This is a genomic window from Bdellovibrionales bacterium (genome assembly GCA_041662785.1).
In the GTDB taxonomy this organism is placed as follows: domain Bacteria; phylum Pseudomonadota; class Alphaproteobacteria; order UBA9219; family UBA9219; genus UBA8914.
Map to the genome: position 1 here is coordinate 1 of JBAZRW010000013.1, position 14,370 is coordinate 14,370.

At 51.3% G+C, this 14,370-nt stretch carries 24 protein-coding genes; 22 read left to right on the plus strand and 2 right to left on the minus strand.

The window, feature by feature from the left end; translation table 11 throughout:
* The coding region (locus WC612_07655; protein MFA6280641.1) for a hypothetical protein at positions 1–191 on the plus strand (191 nt) is incomplete at its 5' end.
* A 63-nt stretch (positions 192–254) separates the two neighbouring features.
* Here WC612_07655 and WC612_07660 read toward each other — a convergent pair.
* A complete protein-coding gene (locus tag WC612_07660; protein MFA6280642.1) occupies positions 255–959 on the minus strand; it encodes a hypothetical protein in 705 nt (234 codons plus the stop codon).
* Between the two features lie 17 nt (positions 960–976).
* Positions 977–1,765, minus strand: a complete 789-nt coding sequence (locus tag WC612_07665; GenBank protein MFA6280643.1) for a 16S rRNA (uracil(1498)-N(3))-methyltransferase — start codon at positions 1,763–1,765, stop codon at positions 977–979.
* A gap of 488 nt (positions 1,766–2,253) precedes the next feature.
* Here WC612_07665 and rpsL point away from each other — a divergent pair, with 488 nt between their 5' ends.
* The 21 genes from rpsL to rpsH all read left to right on the plus strand — a co-directional run bounded on the left by rpsL (position 2,254) and on the right by rpsH (position 14,365).
* A complete protein-coding gene (gene rpsL, locus WC612_07670; GenBank protein ID MFA6280644.1) occupies positions 2,254–2,625 on the plus strand; it encodes a 30S ribosomal protein S12 in 372 nt (123 codons plus the stop codon).
* 12 nt (positions 2,626–2,637) lie between these two features.
* A complete protein-coding gene (rpsG, locus tag WC612_07675) occupies positions 2,638–3,108 on the plus strand; it encodes a 30S ribosomal protein S7 (protein ID MFA6280645.1) in 471 nt (156 codons plus the stop codon).
* A gap of 15 nt (positions 3,109–3,123) precedes the next feature.
* Complete coding sequence (gene fusA, locus WC612_07680; GenBank protein ID MFA6280646.1) at positions 3,124–5,205, plus strand: elongation factor G; 2,082 nt, start codon at positions 3,124–3,126, stop codon at positions 5,203–5,205.
* A 56-nt stretch (positions 5,206–5,261) separates the two neighbouring features.
* Positions 5,262–6,449: an elongation factor Tu gene (gene tuf / locus WC612_07685; protein MFA6280647.1), complete on the plus strand. Its 1,188-nt coding sequence runs from the start codon at positions 5,262–5,264 to the stop codon at positions 6,447–6,449.
* 122 nt (positions 6,450–6,571) lie between these two features.
* A complete protein-coding gene (rpsJ, locus tag WC612_07690; protein ID MFA6280648.1) occupies positions 6,572–6,880 on the plus strand; it encodes a 30S ribosomal protein S10 in 309 nt (102 codons plus the stop codon).
* A 67-nt stretch (positions 6,881–6,947) separates the two neighbouring features.
* Positions 6,948–7,658, plus strand: a complete 711-nt coding sequence (gene rplC / locus WC612_07695) for a 50S ribosomal protein L3 (protein ID MFA6280649.1) — start codon at positions 6,948–6,950, stop codon at positions 7,656–7,658.
* A complete protein-coding gene (locus tag WC612_07700) occupies positions 7,655–8,068 on the plus strand; it encodes a hypothetical protein (protein ID MFA6280650.1) in 414 nt (137 codons plus the stop codon). The genes rplC and WC612_07700 overlap by 4 nt, the downstream gene beginning before the upstream one ends.
* 4 nt (positions 8,069–8,072) lie before the next feature.
* The gene (rplD, locus tag WC612_07705; GenBank protein ID MFA6280651.1) at positions 8,073–8,693 is read left to right on the plus strand and encodes a 50S ribosomal protein L4; all 621 of its coding nucleotides are present in this window, start codon (positions 8,073–8,075) and stop codon (positions 8,691–8,693) included.
* A complete protein-coding gene (locus tag WC612_07710) occupies positions 8,690–9,007 on the plus strand; it encodes a 50S ribosomal protein L23 (protein MFA6280652.1) in 318 nt (105 codons plus the stop codon). The genes rplD and WC612_07710 overlap by 4 nt, the downstream gene beginning before the upstream one ends.
* A 17-nt stretch (positions 9,008–9,024) precedes the next feature.
* Positions 9,025–9,870: a 50S ribosomal protein L2 gene (gene rplB / locus WC612_07715; protein MFA6280653.1), complete on the plus strand. Its 846-nt coding sequence runs from the start codon at positions 9,025–9,027 to the stop codon at positions 9,868–9,870.
* Positions 9,871–9,882: 12 nt separating this feature from the next.
* On the plus strand, positions 9,883–10,161 hold the full coding sequence (gene rpsS / locus WC612_07720) for a 30S ribosomal protein S19 (protein MFA6280654.1): 279 nt from the start codon (positions 9,883–9,885) through the stop codon (positions 10,159–10,161).
* Positions 10,162–10,174: 13 nt separating this feature from the next.
* Complete coding sequence (gene rplV / locus WC612_07725; GenBank protein ID MFA6280655.1) at positions 10,175–10,672, plus strand: 50S ribosomal protein L22; 498 nt, start codon at positions 10,175–10,177, stop codon at positions 10,670–10,672.
* A gap of 3 nt (positions 10,673–10,675) precedes the next feature.
* Positions 10,676–11,359 (plus strand): 30S ribosomal protein S3, encoded by a 684-nt coding sequence (gene rpsC, locus WC612_07730; protein MFA6280656.1) that lies wholly within the window; start codon positions 10,676–10,678, stop codon positions 11,357–11,359.
* Positions 11,360–11,386: 27 nt separating this feature from the next.
* Complete coding sequence (rplP, locus tag WC612_07735; GenBank protein ID MFA6280657.1) at positions 11,387–11,800, plus strand: 50S ribosomal protein L16; 414 nt, start codon at positions 11,387–11,389, stop codon at positions 11,798–11,800.
* A 25-nt stretch (positions 11,801–11,825) separates the two neighbouring features.
* Positions 11,826–12,047 (plus strand): 50S ribosomal protein L29, encoded by a 222-nt coding sequence (rpmC, locus tag WC612_07740; GenBank protein ID MFA6280658.1) that lies wholly within the window; start codon positions 11,826–11,828, stop codon positions 12,045–12,047.
* 22 nt (positions 12,048–12,069) lie between these two features.
* Positions 12,070–12,321 (plus strand): 30S ribosomal protein S17, encoded by a 252-nt coding sequence (rpsQ, locus tag WC612_07745; protein MFA6280659.1) that lies wholly within the window; start codon positions 12,070–12,072, stop codon positions 12,319–12,321.
* 29 nt (positions 12,322–12,350) lie between these two features.
* Entirely contained in the window at positions 12,351–12,719 is a 369-nt protein-coding gene (gene rplN, locus WC612_07750; protein MFA6280660.1) for a 50S ribosomal protein L14, read from the plus strand.
* Between the two features lie 17 nt (positions 12,720–12,736).
* Entirely contained in the window at positions 12,737–13,048 is a 312-nt protein-coding gene (gene rplX, locus WC612_07755; protein MFA6280661.1) for a 50S ribosomal protein L24, read from the plus strand.
* A gap of 16 nt (positions 13,049–13,064) precedes the next feature.
* Positions 13,065–13,631: a 50S ribosomal protein L5 gene (gene rplE, locus WC612_07760; GenBank protein MFA6280662.1), complete on the plus strand. Its 567-nt coding sequence runs from the start codon at positions 13,065–13,067 to the stop codon at positions 13,629–13,631.
* A 15-nt stretch (positions 13,632–13,646) separates the two neighbouring features.
* Positions 13,647–13,952 carry a 30S ribosomal protein S14 gene (rpsN, locus tag WC612_07765; protein ID MFA6280663.1) on the plus strand — a complete coding sequence of 102 codons (306 nt, stop codon included), beginning with the start codon at positions 13,647–13,649 and terminating at the stop codon, positions 13,950–13,952.
* Between the two features lie 14 nt (positions 13,953–13,966).
* Complete coding sequence (gene rpsH, locus WC612_07770) at positions 13,967–14,365, plus strand: 30S ribosomal protein S8 (protein MFA6280664.1); 399 nt, start codon at positions 13,967–13,969, stop codon at positions 14,363–14,365.
* The last annotated feature ends 5 nt before the right edge of the window (positions 14,366–14,370 follow it).

Sequence of the window (14,370 nt, forward strand, 5' to 3'; positions counted from 1 at the left end):
GCTCACTGGAAAAACAAGGTCAAAATACATCGAGGATTGAAGAAGGATCGGCGGAGAAAAATGATCAGCTTTTTGCTCTCAAAATCGTGAATCTACCCACACCTTTTGATCATTATGCCGAAATAACCATTATACTACGTCAACTTAAAAACCCGAAAACTTTTTGGCCGCGGTTGCCTGTTGCCTTTTAGGTTATGCGGATTGGCGGGGAAAAATTTTTCGGGTTTTCAAGCGGACGGACTATAGCGTTTTTGCTACGGCCTATATTTGAAATCGATACCGTAAAAATCGCGCTCAAGCTGGTCGATGTTGGCTTGAATTGTGCCCTCATCATACTCGCCCGTTCCACTCCTTGCTTTCCAAGCGTTCATTTCATCTCGCAATGACAGCGCACGCGTGCGAAGAAGGGATTCTTCGGGCGTTTCCTTTCCCTGTCTTATCCGTTCTCGTTCTTCCTGTGCCTCCCTTTCCTGTTCTTTGTGAGTGGCCGCCTTTTTCTTCCAATAAGTGGTTTGATAATTTTCTTTTGGTGAAGAAGAGGCATCGTTTGTTGCTGTGTCTGCGTCCTGTGATTTAGAGGGCGCAGAGGTTTCAACGCAGCATCCCTTTTGCTTCTTGATAATTTTCATCTTGCTTGTTGCGAGAACCTCAAACGGAGATTCCATAATAGGAAGGAATTGATGCCCTCCCTTTTTCTTCTTTCGAAAGCTTTTTGGAATTTTGATGTTATCCAAAATATTCTTAAGCTTCACGATGCTGGGAAGGGGGATCATTAAATGGTTGAAGCTTGATGCTTTGGTGTCACCTTTGTCGTTGGCCAAGTCGCCCCCTTCCTTGGCCCGCGGGTTCAAAGGGGATGTCACAAAAAGACGTTGGCTTTTGCTCTTTGCTGGCGTGGGCGGAATCAGAATGGGGTTGAGATCGCGATCTTCCTCATCATCGTCATCATCTATTGTCATGGACTAGCTTTCTGAAATTATAGAAGGGGAAGGCGTGTTTCTGTTTTATTTTTCCAATCACCGCAAAGCGCTTGCCAGCAGGTTAAGGCTGCCAGCGCGGCGGTATCGGCACGCAGAATACGGGGGCCCAAACGTAAGCACAAGCTTTCTGGCAAGGCGCGAAGCTGAGCTATTTCTTCCTGCCTAAACCCGCCTTCGGGCCCCGTTATAATGGCGGCCATGGGACGTGCCTGTGCGAGGGCGGACGACAGACCTTGCGCGACGGGCAGGGCCTCTCCGAACTCGGCACATAAAACGGGAAGACGTTTGGTCGGCCAGTTTTTGATCAAGGCGTCTAGCGAAAGGGGCTCGCGAATCTCTGGAATAGACAAGCGTTCGGATTGCTCGGCGGCTTCAATAGCGATAGCCTGCAAACGCTGAAGATTAAAATCGCGCACTTGCGTTCGGGTGGTTAGAATCGGTTGAACCACGCTGACGCCAAGCTCGGTTGCTTTTTGTATCATGTACTCAAAAGGCGCGCGCTTGATGGGCGCACAGCATAGCCACAGATCCGGTTCTGTTTCTTGGGGGCGTAGCGACTCTCCAACAAGAAGAATCACAGGATCTTTTTTTCGTATTGGAGCCACGGCTATCGTGGCACGCCACTCGCCATCACGTCCGTTAAACAGGCGTACTGAATCGCCCTCACGGATCCGCATAACGTGCAGCAAATAATGGGTGTGTTCGATCGATAAGGCGATCTTGGTTTCTTGTCCTAGAGCCTCCTTGATGAAAAGGCGGGGCCATGTGTGGGGGGCTGTGCTCATAAGCGATATTCTACAGCAAAGGGGGTTAAAAAATGCCTTCAAGGTGCTGGAAGCGGGTTGGGAAACAAAAAATCTCCTAACAAGTTGAAATATATAGATGATAATGTCTTTTTAAAGAGAAAAAGCCATTTTTCCCTGAAAGACGTGATTGATAAGGCAAATTCTTCTTGAAGAAAGTTTTAATCTACCCTTGACGTGGAAGCGGGATTCCCGTAAATGTGCGCAGCGTTCTCGGAATCGGTGGTAGCGGCTCTTATAAAAAACCTTCAATCCTACGGGAAATGTGAGGGTTCGGGCTTCTAAACGAGGTTTCGGATAGTGCATAAGCTACATAGCTTGCGTCGATATCACGGCTGATTTTATCAGCAGGTCGCGCGGTGTAAGTTGGAGTTCCACACGGAAGGCTTGGTTTGGCGCTTTTCCGTTGTGGTTTTTGTTTTGTCAGTTTTGCCATGACGGCAGGGCTTGAGAAGAAAAAGGAAGATCGAATGTCAACGATTAACCAGCTGGTTCGTAAAAAACGGCAACCGGTTAAGACCCGTGATAAAGTGCCTGCGCTGCAGAAGTGTCCTCAAAAGCGCGGCGTTTGCACGCGCGTTTATACGACGACGCCTAAGAAGCCGAACTCGGCTTTGCGTAAGGTGGCTCGCGTCCGTTTGACCAATGGTCACGAGGTTATTTGTTATATCCCTGGTGAAGGGCACAACCTTCAAGAGCATAGTGTTGTCATGATCCGTGGCGGCCGTGTGAAGGATTTGCCGGGCGTTCGTTATCACATTATTCGTGGCGTTCTTGATACCCAAGGCGTCAAAGACCGTAAAAAGCGCCGCTCGCTTTATGGCGCGAAAAGACCGAAGTAAGGAAGCATAGACATGGCACGTCGTCGTCGCGCAGAAAAAAGAGTGGTTCTTCCCGATCCTAAGTTCGGGGAAATCCTCATCACGAAATTTATGAACGTCCTTATGCTGGATGGCAAGAAGTCTGCCGCCGAGAGGATCGTTTACGGTGCTTTGGATAAGATCAGCGCCAAGTCAAAGGTCGGTTCTCTTGATGTTTTCAAGACGGCTTTGGACAAGGTTCGCCCTCATCTGGAAGTGCGCTCACGCCGCGTTGGCGGAGCCACCTATCAGGTTCCTGTTGAAGTGCGCCCCGAGCGCAGCATGGCTTTGGCGATGCGCTGGATCATTCGTGCCGCTCGCGCTCGCGCTGAGACGACCATGATTGATCGTTTGGCGGCTGAGCTTATGGCGGCGTCGAACGACAATGGCGCGTCTGTCAAGAAACGTGAAGATACCCACCGTATGGCGGAGGCGAACAAGGCCTTCTCCCATTATCGCTGGTAAGGAAAGAAAAGACCTATGGCACGTACCACTCCCATCGAGAATTATCGCAATATCGGCATCATGGCTCACATTGATGCGGGTAAGACGACGACGACCGAACGCATCCTGTATTACACCGGCAAGTCCTATAAGATCGGCGAAGTGCATGAAGGCACGGCGACGATGGATTGGATGGAGCAGGAGCAGGAACGTGGCATTACGATTACGTCCGCTGCCACCACGACTTTCTGGCGCGACCATCGCGTCAACATCATTGATACGCCGGGACACGTCGACTTTACGATTGAAGTTGAGCGTTCGCTTCGCGTCCTTGACGGAACCGTTTGCGTTCTTGATGCCGTTGCTGGTGTTGAGCCCCAGACAGAGACCGTTTGGCGTCAGGCTGACAAGTATCACGTTCCTCGTTTTGTGTTCGTCAACAAGATGGATCGCACGGGTGCGAACTTCTATCGTTGCGTTGATATGGTCAAGGACCGCTTGGGCTGCAACGTTTTGATCCTTCAACTGCCAATTGGATCGGAAGCCGAGTTTAAAGGCATTGTTGACTTGCGCCGCATGAAGGCCGTGATTTGGGAAAATGAAGCGCTGGGCGCCAATTTCCATGATGAAGAGATTCCTGCCGATTTGATGGACAAAGCTATCGAGTATCACAAGACACTCGTAGAAAATGCCGTCGAAATGGATGACGTGGCGATGGAAGCCTATTTGGGCGGAACAGAGCCTTCCTTGGAAGTTCTTGACGCTTGCATTCGCAAGGGCACGATTGGCATGAAGTTTGTGCCTGTTCTTTGTGGATCCGCCTTTAAGAATAAGGGCGTGCAGCCCATGCTGGATGCTGTTGTTGATTATTGGCCTTCACCGGTTGATATCGGCGCTGTTCATGGTTTTGATGTCGATACGCATGAACCAATGTCTCGTGAACCTTCTGATGCCGCGCCTTTGTCGGCTTTGGCGTTTAAGATCATGACGGATCCTTTCGTGGGTTCTCTGACCTTTACGCGCATCTATTCTGGCACGATTTCGGCTGGCAGCTATGTACAAAACACCATTAAAGGTGATCGCGAACGTATCGGTCGTATGCTTTTGATGCATGCCAACACGCGTGAAGAATTGAAGGAAGCCCATGCGGGCGACATCGTCGCGCTGACGGCTCTTAAGGACACCAAAACGGGCGACACGCTGTGTGATACGGCTAAGCCCATCGTTTTGGAAAAGATGGAATTCCCTGACCCCGTTATCGAAATGGCGATTGAGCCTAAGTCGAAGGCGGATCAAGATAAGATGACGAATGCTCTGCTTCGTTTGGTTCAGGAAGATCCTTCCTTCCGTCTGGCCGTCAACCATGAAACCGGACAAACAACGATTAAGGGTATGGGTGAGCTTCACCTTGATATTAAGGTCGATATTCTTCGTCGCGCTCCCTATAACTGTGAAGTTATCGTGGGTGATCCCCAAGTTGCTTATCGTGAAACCATCACGCGTAAGGCAACGGTTGATTACACGCATAAGAAGCAGTCCGGTGGTTCAGGCCAGTTTGCTCGTGTTATTATCGATTTCGAGCCTGTTGAAGCGGGCGTGGGTTACAGCTTTGAATCAAAGGTTGTGGGTGGTTCAGTGCCTAAGGAATATATTCCGGGCGTTGAAAAGGGTCTCGCTGGATCTCTTGATAATGGCGTGATCGCTGGGTTCCCAACCATCGACTTTAAGGCAACTTTGGTTGACGGCGGTTATCACGATGTTGACTCATCAGCTCTGGCTTTCGAAATTGCGGCTCGCGCTGCATTTAAGGAAGGCATTCAGAAGGCGGGTCCCGTTCTTCTTGAGCCGATCATGAAGGTCGAAGTCGTAACGCCTGAAGATTACATGGGCGACGTGATTGGCGATTTGAACAGCCGTCGCGGTCAGATTTCTGGCATGGACACACGCGGCAACGCGAATGTTGTGAATGCGATGGTTCCTTTGGCCAACATGTTTGGCTATGTCAACCGCTTGCGGTCGATGACACAAGGTCGCGCTCTGTTCACGATGGAGTTCGATCACTATGAACAAGTTCCAGCGCAGGTTGCTCTGGAAGTTAAGGCCAAGCTGGCAGGTTAATCAGGTCAACGAGTTTGAGTTAAGTTAAAGAAGTCCTTCAACGTAGGAGAAGAAAAATGGCAAAGGCAAAGTTTGAACGTAACAAACCACACTGCAACATCGGCACCATCGGTCACGTTGACCATGGCAAGACGACGCTCACGGCAGCCATCACAAAGGTTTTGGCTGAATCCGGTGGCGCGACGTACACCGCCTATGACCAAATTGACAAGGCGCCTGAAGAACGCGCTCGTGGCATCACCATTTCAACGGCTCACGTTGAGTATGAAACAGCCAACCGCCACTATGCGCACGTTGACTGCCCCGGACACGCCGATTACGTCAAGAACATGATCACGGGCGCGGCGCAGATGGATGGCGCGATCCTCGTTGTTTCAGCGGCTGATGGCCCTATGCCTCAAACACGCGAGCATATCTTGCTCGCTCGTCAGGTTGGTGTTCCGTCGATCGTCGTCTTCATGAACAAAATGGACATGGCTGATCCTGAACTCGCCGAACTGGTTGAGATGGAAATCCGCGATCTTTTGAACAAGTACAACTTCCCCGGCGATACAACACCGATCATTCGTGGCTCGGCTCTGTGCGCTTTGGAAGACAAGCAGCCGGAATATGGCCGCGAAGCGATCTTGAAGCTGATGGAGGCTGTTGACAGCTTTATTCCTCAGCCAGAACGCCCCATTGATGGCGCTTTCATTATGCCAATCGAAGATGTGTTCTCGATCTCTGGTCGTGGTACGGTTGTCACGGGTCGTGTCGAACGTGGCATCATCAAAGTCAACGAAGAAATTGAAATTGTTGGCCTGAAGGCTACGCAGAAGTCCGTTGTGACGGGCGTTGAAATGTTCCGCAAGCTTCTTGATCAAGGTCAGGCTGGCGATAACATTGGCGCTTTGCTCCGTGGCACCAAGCGTGAAGACGTTGAGCGCGGCCAAGTTTTGGCTAAGCCCGGTTCGATTACGCCGCACACCAAGTTTAAGGCCGAATGTTACATTCTGACCAAGGACGAAGGTGGCCGTCATACGCCTTTCTTCACTAACTATCGTCCCCAGTTCTACTTCCGTACGACGGACGTGACGGGTGAGGTTATGTTGCCTGCTGGCACCGAAATGGTGATGCCTGGCGACAATATCTCGGTTGATATTACGTTGATCGCTCCGATTGCTATGGATGAAGGTCTGCGTTTCGCTATCCGCGAAGGTGGCCGTACCGTCGGCGCCGGCGTTGTGGCGAAGGTGATCGAGTAATCGATCAAGATAAAATCGGGGGAGGTCGGGCTTTGATGGCCCGACCCACCCTTAATAATGAATAACACTAAGCGTTGGCTCGCCGGAGCCTTTCGGCTTCGAGCGACGAAAGAGGTTTTTGAATGGACACGCAAACGATACGCATCCGCCTTAAGGCGTTTGATCATCGCATGCTGGATCAATCGGTCAGCGAGATCATTAGCACGGCTAAGCGCACGGGCGCGCGCGTGCGCGGGCCAATCCCGCTACCGACATGGCGTGAATGCTTTACGGTCAACCGTGGTCCACACGTTGACAAGAAGTCGCGCGAGCAGTTCGAGATTAGAACGCATCGCCGTCTTTTGGATATTTTGGAACCGACGCCTCAGACGATTGACGCTTTGTCAAAGATTGATCTGGCTGCCGGTGTGGACGTTGAGATTAGAGTTTAAGTTTTTGTCGTAATTGCTTGATTTTAAACCAAACAAGCAGGCGCGATTGAGAAAGAGGAAGAAAACGATGACGAAACCTATAGTGTCAAGGCGCACAGGGGTGCTGGCAACCAAGCTTGGTATGACCCGCCTATTCGATGAAACTGGCAAGCATCTGCCTGTCACGGCTTTGCTTCTTGACTCGTGCCAAGTCGTTGGCGTGCGCACCATGGACAAGGACGGCTATACCGCTGTTCAGGTCGGCATGGGTAAGGCCAAGGTTAAGAACGTGACCAAGCCTGTCCGTGGCCATTATGCTAAGGCTGCCGTTGAGCCCAAGAAAAAGCTTGTCGAGTTTCGCATCACGGATGATGCCATGCTTGACGTTGGCACAGAGTTGTCGGCTTCGCATTTTGTCGTAGGACAAAAGGTTGATGTTACGGCTGTGACAATCGGTAAGGGCTTTCAAGGCGGCATGAAGCGCCACAACTTCGGCGGTCTTCGTGCCTCGCATGGTGTGTCGGTTTCGCATCGTAGCCATGGTTCAACCGGTCAGCATCAAGATCCGGGCCGTGTGTTTAAGGGTAAGAAAATGGCGGGCCACATGGGTGCTACGCAAGTGACCACGCAAAATCTGCGCGTCGCTTTTGTGGACGCCGATCAAAATATGGTTTTCGTTGTTGGGGCTGTTCCAGGGTGCGAAGGTGCTTTTGTTCGGGTTCGTGACGCGGTGAAAAAGGCTCTTCCTAAAGAAGCGCCGATGCCAGCGGGTCTGAAGACAGCGGCGGGGGCAGCATGAGGGAGTTCTTAGATCATGGAAAGTTTGAAGTTGAAGCCGTCAAAGTTTTTGGCGATTTACTTCCTCACGATAGCGTTAGGCACATAACAAATATGTCTTATCACGCCATGCAACATCCTGATCCCAATTGTGAGTTCGAGATTAGCTGTGGGGAGCACCTGCTCTATATGTCTGGGCGAAACATTAAGAGTCGTATGAAAGCTGCAAAAGCCATAGTCGGTCGTTTTCAGGACATTTCATTTGCTAAGGATTGTTCCGAAAATCTCTATGCCAACATTCGCGCTGGTTGGAGAGCAAACTTTGAAGAGTGCAATCAGTTCTCGCGTCGTTATGCGGCCGAGCTTTTGGGAGTTATTGTATCAACAGGTTTGTCTTTCCGTGCAAGACATAACACGCTTAAGGCTGGGTAACAAAATGAAAGCAACAGTTAAAAATCTAGATAACAAGGACGTCGGATCAATCGAGATTCTCGACTCGGTTTACGCCGTTGAACCGCGCCGTGACATCCTGACCCGTATGGTCAACTGGCAACTCGCCAAGCGCCGTTCGGGCAACCATGCCACGAAGGGTATTAGCGACATCAACGGAACGACCAAGAAGCCTTGGGCTCAAAAAGGCACAGGCCGCGCCCGTCAAGGCTCGCTTCGTTCGCCGCAGTTCCGTAAGGGCGCCACGATCTTTGGCCCCGTCGTTCGTGATCATGCGCATGACATGCCCAAGAAGGTTCGTGCGTTGGCTCTTCGTATGGCGCTGTCGTCCAAGCAGATGGACGGTAAGCTGATTATTATCGATGAAGCCAAGATGGCCGATTTGAAGACAAAGGCTTTGGCCGTGAAGTTGAACAAGATGGGATTGTCTCATGTTCTGTTCATCGACGGCTCTAATCTTGATACTAACTTTGTTCTTGCTGCGCGTAACATTCCGCATGTGGATGTTCTGCCCGAACAAGGCGCAAACGTGTACGACATCCTTCACTGTGATATCTTGGTTATGACCAAGAACGCGGTCGAACAGCTGCAAGAGAGGCTGAAATGAGCAAGAAAGAAATAGAGACGAAGATTACACCTAATGATTATCTAGTCATCTTGTCGCCCGTTATCACGGAAAAAGCGACGAATGGCTCGGTTCATAATCAGGTAACGTTTCGCGTTGCGGATACGGCGACCAAGCCTGTCATTCGCTCGGCGGTTGAGAAGTTGTTTAATGTGAAGGTCAAGGCGGTCAATACGCACAATCGCAAGGGCAAAGCCAAGCGTTTTAAGGGTCGTATGGGGCAGCGCAGCGATCAAAAATTTGCCGTCGTCACGCTTGCTGCCGGTGACAAGATCGACATTACGACGGGTCTTTAAGGGTTGAGGATAGGAAAATGGCACTTAAGAAATATAAACCCATAACGCCAGGCCTTCGGCAGGTTGTTCAAACTGACCGCAGCCAGCTGTGGAAGGGCAAGCCCGTCAAGACTTTGACGGAAGGGCTGAGCAAGTCCGGTGGCCGCAATAACAAGGGTCGCATCACCACGCGTCATATTGGCGGCGGTCACGCTCGTCGTTATCGCTTGGTCGATTTCAAGCGCACCAAGATGGACATGGCGGCCATTGTCGAGCGTATGGAATATGATCCTAATCGCACGGCTTTCATCGCGCTGATCAAGTACGAAGATGAGACGCAGTCTTATATTCTTGCGCCGCAGCGTTTAAATGTTGGCGACAAGGTTGTTTCGGGTGAAAAAGTTGACGTGAAGCCTGGCAATGCCATGCGTCTCAAGAACATCCCCGTGGGCACGATTGTGCACAACGTTGAAATGCGTCCCGGTAAGGGCGGCCAAATGGCTCGTTCAGCCGGAACATACGTTCAGATCGTTGGTCGTGACGCCGGTTATGCTTTGCTGAAGCTTACCTCTGGCGAACTCCGTAAGGTCCCTCAGGATTGTATGGCGACGATTGGTTCTGTTTCCAATGCCGATCACGGCAACGTGAAGCTTGGCAAGGCAGGCCGCAAGCGTTGGCTGGGCGTTCGTCCGACCGTTCGCGGCGTTTGTATGAACCCTGTCGATCACCCTCATGGTGGCGGCGAAGGTCGTACCTCTGGTGGTCGTCATCCTGTTTCGAAATGGGGCAAGGGCGCCAAGGGAACCAAGACGCGCACCAACAAGAGTACGGATAAGTTTATTGTTCGCCGCGCGAATAAGCGCCGCGATGCACAGAAGAAATAAGGAGAGCACAACGTGACACGTTCAGTTTGGAAAGGCCCGTTTGTTGACGGTTATATGCTGGGGAAGGCCGAAAAGGCCCGTGCCTCTGGTCGTAATGACATCATCAAAACGTGGTCGCGTCGTTCGACGATCTTGCCGCAGTTTGTTGGCCTGACGTTTGGCGTTTACAACGGCAACAAGTTTTTGCCTGTGTCCGTGTCGGAAAACATGATCGGCCACAAGTTTGGCGAGTTTGCTCCCACCCGTACCTTTAAGGGTCATACGGGCGCGGACAAGAAGACGAAGAAGTAAGGGGAATTGACGGATGAGTAAGCCCAAAACAGAAAGACGTTTACCAGCCGATCAGGCGATGGCAAAAGCCTCGGCGATCCGCACGGGTGCGCGCAAGTTGAATGTGGTTGCGGCCAGCATTCGCGGCCTTGGGGCAGCGACGGCGATGACGCAGCTGACCTTTGAAAAACGCCGCATCGCGCAGGACGTTAAAAAGGTTTTGCAGGCAGCGATTGCGAATGCCGAAAACAATCATTCTTTGGACGTTGACCGTTTGGTCGTGGCCGAGGCGTTTTGTGGCCGTGCTTTTGTGATGAAGCGTATGCACACCCGTGGTCGTGGCAAAAGCGCTGGCATTGAAAAGCCCTTTAGCAATCTGACGATCATTGTGCGTGAGCGCAAAGAGGGTGAAGTTGATGCCAAGAAAGAAGCCCGCCGTATGCGTGGTCTTTCCAAGAAAGAAGACGCCCCAAAGGGTGCAACAGTTAAAGCAACAACCAAGAAAACAGCGCAAGCTGTGACGGGGGCTTAAGCCATGGGTCAGAAAGTCAATCCAATCGGGATGCGTATCGGCGTCAATCGGACTTGGAACAGTCGTTGGTTCGCGGACAAGGATTATGCCGACAAGTTGCATGAGGATTTGAAGATCCGCAGCTATTTGATGAAGAAGCTTGGGCCTCAAGCCAGCGTTGCTCAGATCACGATTGAGCGTCCCTCTGGCAAGTGCCGCGTTACGATTCATTCGGCACGCCCCGGTGTTGTGATTGGTAAAAAGGGCGCGGATATCGAGAAGTTGCGCAGCGAGATTGCTAAGATGACAACGGCGGAAGTTGCCTTGAACATCGTTGAAATCCGCAAGCCTGAAATTGATGCCAAGCTTGTGGCCGACAATATCGCCAGCCAGCTAGAGCGTCGTATTGCTTTCCGTCGTGCGATGAAGCGCGCCGTACAATCCGCTCTTCGTTTGGGCGCTTTGGGTATTCGTATCAATTGCTCGGGTCGTTTGGGCGGCGCGGAAATTGCGCGTATGGAATGGTATCGCGAGGGTCGCGTTCCTTTGCACACGCTTCGTGCGGATCTGGATTACGGCGTTTCGACGGCTCACACCACCATGGGGGCTTGCGGCGTGAAGGTTTGGATCTTTAAAGGCGAAATTCTTGATCATGATCCAATGGCGCAAGAGAAACGCGCTTTGGAAAATGCTCCGGTTCGCTCGTAAGACAAGATTTTTTTAGGGTAGGTTAACATGTTGTCACCAAAACGTACAAAGTACCGCAAGGCTCATAAGGGGCGCATCCATGGCGCGGCGAAGGGCGGCTTTCGTTTGAACTTTGGGGCCTTTGGTCTCAAGGCTCTTGAGCCCGAGCGTATTACGGCACGTCAGATTGAAGCAGCGCGTCGTGCGATTACACGTGCCATCAAGCGTCAGGGCCGTTTATGGATTCTTGTTTTTCCGGATGTTCCTGTCTCGAAGAAGCCTGCCGAAGTCCGCATGGGATCGGGTAAGGGATCGACCGAGTATTGGGCTTGCCGCGTTCATCCGGGTCGTATCATGTTTGAGTTGGATGGCGTTCCGGAAGCTGTGGCTAAGCAAGCTTTCTTGTTAGCGGCGGCCAAGTTGCCTATTAAGACAAAGTTCGTGCAGCGCGAAGCGGCATAAGAGAAAAGAATAAAGGAGCCTGATGATGGCAAAGACACAAGTTAAAGCCGCCGATGTGCGGATGAAGACAGACAAAGAGTTAGAGGATCGTTTGCTTGAGCTGCGCAAGGAGCAGTTCAACCTTCGTTTTCAAAAGGCGACAGGTCAGCTGGCCAACACGGCTCGCGTGACTGCGGTTCGCAAGGAAATTGCTAAGATCATGACCGTGATCAGTGAACGTCAACGCCAAGCCAGTTCGGCTGCGTAAGGGAAAGAGTGAGGGACTGAAGATGCCACGTCGCGTATTGCAAGGAACCGTCGTTAGTGACAAGGGTGATAAAACAATCACCGTGCTTGTTGAACGTCGCGTTATGCACCCGATCTACAAAAAATACATTCGCACGTCCAAAAAGTACGCTGCGCATGATGAAACGAACAGCTGCAAGGAAGGCGATAGCGTTTCGATTATCGAATGTCGCCCGATCAGCAAGCGTAAGAGCTGGACTGTTGTCGATGAGACAACGGACAAAAGTGATAAGTAAGTAACTTTAGTGTGGAAGTGGATTAAGCCATGATTCAAATGGAATCCGTTCTCGATGTTGCGGACAACAGTGGGGCCAAAAAGGTTCTCTGTGTGAAAGTACTCGGTGGATCGAAGCATATGGTCGCAGGTGTCGGCGACATTATCGTTGTCTCAATCAGAGAGGCGATCCCTCGTGGTCGCGTCAAGAAGGGCGATGTGCATAAAGCCGTGATCGTGCGTCAGAAGTACGCGATTAAGCGTGATGATGGCAGCGTCATTCGCTTTGACCGTAACGCCGCTGTTTTGATCAACAAGGATAAGGAGCCAATTGGCACACGTATCTTTGGGCCGGTGACGCGTGAGCTTCGCACCTTGGGCTTTATGAAGATTATCTCGCTCGCGGAAGAGGTGTTGTGATGTCCGTTAAGATTAAAATGAAAATCAAGAAGAACGACAACGTGATTGTTCTTGCTGGCAAGGATAAAGGCAAGGCGGGCATGGTCAAGATGGTTATGCCATCTGAAAACCGTGTTGTTGTGGTCGGCGTCAACCGTGTGACACGTCACACCAAGCCTACGCAAGCGGACCCGCAAGGCGGACGCAAGCAGGTCGAAGCGCCGCTTCATGCCTCGAACGTTGCCCTGATCGATCCTAAGGACAACAAGGCTACGCGCATTAGCATCAAAGTCGGTAAGGATGGCGCAAAGACGCGTCATGCCAAGCGTTCCGGCGAAGTGATTGAGTAAGGAAGAGAGAAAAGCCATGACGGCCAAAGCCAAAGAAAAGTACGTACCGCGCTTGCAGCGCCATTATAACGATGTCGTTTTGCCAGAGATGATGAAAGCACTCGGTTACACAAACCGCTTGCAGGTTCCTCGTCTTGAGAAAATCGTCATCAACATGGGTGTCGGCGAGTCTGTGAACGACAGCAAGAAGGTCAAAAGCGCTGCTGATCAGCTTACGCTGATCGCCGGACAAAGGCCTGTTGTGACAAAGTCTCGCAAGGCGATTGCCGCGTTTAAGCTGCGTGCCGGTTTGGGCATCGGCTGCAAGGTGACGCTTCGCCGTGAAAAAATGTACGAGTTTATGGATCGTTTGGTCAATGTGGCCATGCCCCGTATCCGCGATTTCCGTGGTATTTCGGCCAAGAGCTTTGATGGCGCTGGCAACTATGCCATGGGATTAAAAGAACAGATCGTTTTTCCCGAAATCGATTTCGACAAGATTGACGAAATTCGTGGGATGGACATCGTGATTTGTACGACGGCCGAGACGGATAATGAAGCACTTGCGCTGTTGCGTGGGTTCAACATGCCGTTCCAAAGCTAAGGGAAGGGAAGAGCAATGGCCAAGAAGTCGATGATTGAAAAAAATAACCGCCGTCGCCGCATGTGTAAGCAAAAGGCAACGACGCGCACGGCCCTTAAGGCGCAAATCATGGATAAGGAGACATCCATGGAAGACCGTTTTGAGGCTGTGATGAAGTTGGCGAAGATGCCGCGCAATTCAGCCAAGGTTCGCATTCGCAACCGTTGTGAGCTGAGCGGTCGTCCTCGTGGTTATTATCGCAAGTTTAAACTTTCGCGTATCGCGCTTCGCGAACTGGCCTCATCGGGTCAGCTCCCTGGCGTTATCAAGTCGAGCTGGTAAGGAGGATTTGGGGCATGTCGTTTACCGATCCAATTGGAGATATGTTGACACGCATTCGCAATGGACAGATGGCCAAGTTGCCAGTTGTCGATTGTCCGTCGTCATCATTCCGCAAGCGTGTTTTGGAAGTCTTGCAACGCGAAGGCTATATTCGCGGCTTTTCTGAAATGCAAAAGAGCAACAGCCATGCGGTTCTTGCTATTGAGCTGAAGTACCATGATGGCATGGGCTGTATCCGGAAAATCGATCGCGTATCGAAGCCTGGACGCCGCGTTTATGCCGGCATTAAGGATTTCGGTCGTGTGTTTAACGGTCTGGGCATTTCGATTTTGTCGACACCGCGTGGCGTTCTTTCGGACAACGAAGCGCGTACACAAAATGTCGGCGGCGAAGTTCTTTGTCGCGTATTCTAAAGGAA

Excerpts from the sequence above, each read along its gene's own strand:
- rpsQ (MFA6280659.1), top strand. The coding sequence starts at position 12,070 with ATGCCACGTCGCGTATTGCAAGGAACCGTCGTTAGTGACAAGGGTGAT.
- rpsC (MFA6280656.1), top strand. The coding sequence starts at position 10,676 with ATGGGTCAGAAAGTCAATCCAATCGGGATGCGTATCGGCGTCAATCGG.
- rplP (MFA6280657.1), top strand. The coding sequence starts at position 11,387 with ATGTTGTCACCAAAACGTACAAAGTACCGCAAGGCTCATAAGGGGCGC.
- rplN (MFA6280660.1), top strand. The coding sequence starts at position 12,351 with ATGATTCAAATGGAATCCGTTCTCGATGTTGCGGACAACAGTGGGGCC.
- rplC (MFA6280649.1), top strand. The coding sequence starts at position 6,948 with ATGACGAAACCTATAGTGTCAAGGCGCACAGGGGTGCTGGCAACCAAG.
- rplX (MFA6280661.1), top strand. The coding sequence starts at position 12,737 with ATGAAAATCAAGAAGAACGACAACGTGATTGTTCTTGCTGGCAAGGAT.
- rpsN (MFA6280663.1), top strand. The coding sequence starts at position 13,647 with ATGGCCAAGAAGTCGATGATTGAAAAAAATAACCGCCGTCGCCGCATG.
- rpsJ (MFA6280648.1), top strand. The coding sequence starts at position 6,572 with ATGGACACGCAAACGATACGCATCCGCCTTAAGGCGTTTGATCATCGC.
- rpmC (MFA6280658.1), top strand. The coding sequence starts at position 11,826 with ATGGCAAAGACACAAGTTAAAGCCGCCGATGTGCGGATGAAGACAGAC.
- WC612_07700 (MFA6280650.1), top strand. The coding sequence starts at position 7,655 with ATGAGGGAGTTCTTAGATCATGGAAAGTTTGAAGTTGAAGCCGTCAAA.
- rplB (MFA6280653.1), top strand. The coding sequence starts at position 9,025 with ATGGCACTTAAGAAATATAAACCCATAACGCCAGGCCTTCGGCAGGTT.
- tuf (MFA6280647.1), top strand. The coding sequence starts at position 5,262 with ATGGCAAAGGCAAAGTTTGAACGTAACAAACCACACTGCAACATCGGC.
- WC612_07710 (MFA6280652.1), top strand. The coding sequence starts at position 8,690 with ATGAGCAAGAAAGAAATAGAGACGAAGATTACACCTAATGATTATCTA.
- rplE (MFA6280662.1), top strand. The coding sequence starts at position 13,065 with ATGACGGCCAAAGCCAAAGAAAAGTACGTACCGCGCTTGCAGCGCCAT.
- rplV (MFA6280655.1), top strand. The coding sequence starts at position 10,175 with ATGAGTAAGCCCAAAACAGAAAGACGTTTACCAGCCGATCAGGCGATG.
- rplD (MFA6280651.1), top strand. The coding sequence starts at position 8,073 with ATGAAAGCAACAGTTAAAAATCTAGATAACAAGGACGTCGGATCAATC.
- rpsL (MFA6280644.1), top strand. The coding sequence starts at position 2,254 with ATGTCAACGATTAACCAGCTGGTTCGTAAAAAACGGCAACCGGTTAAG.
- WC612_07660 (MFA6280642.1), bottom strand. The coding sequence starts at position 959 with ATGACAATAGATGATGACGATGATGAGGAAGATCGCGATCTCAACCCC.
- WC612_07665 (MFA6280643.1), bottom strand. The coding sequence starts at position 1,765 with ATGAGCACAGCCCCCCACACATGGCCCCGCCTTTTCATCAAGGAGGCT.
- rpsG (MFA6280645.1), top strand. The coding sequence starts at position 2,638 with ATGGCACGTCGTCGTCGCGCAGAAAAAAGAGTGGTTCTTCCCGATCCT.
- rpsH (MFA6280664.1), top strand. The coding sequence starts at position 13,967 with ATGTCGTTTACCGATCCAATTGGAGATATGTTGACACGCATTCGCAAT.
- fusA (MFA6280646.1), top strand. The coding sequence starts at position 3,124 with ATGGCACGTACCACTCCCATCGAGAATTATCGCAATATCGGCATCATG.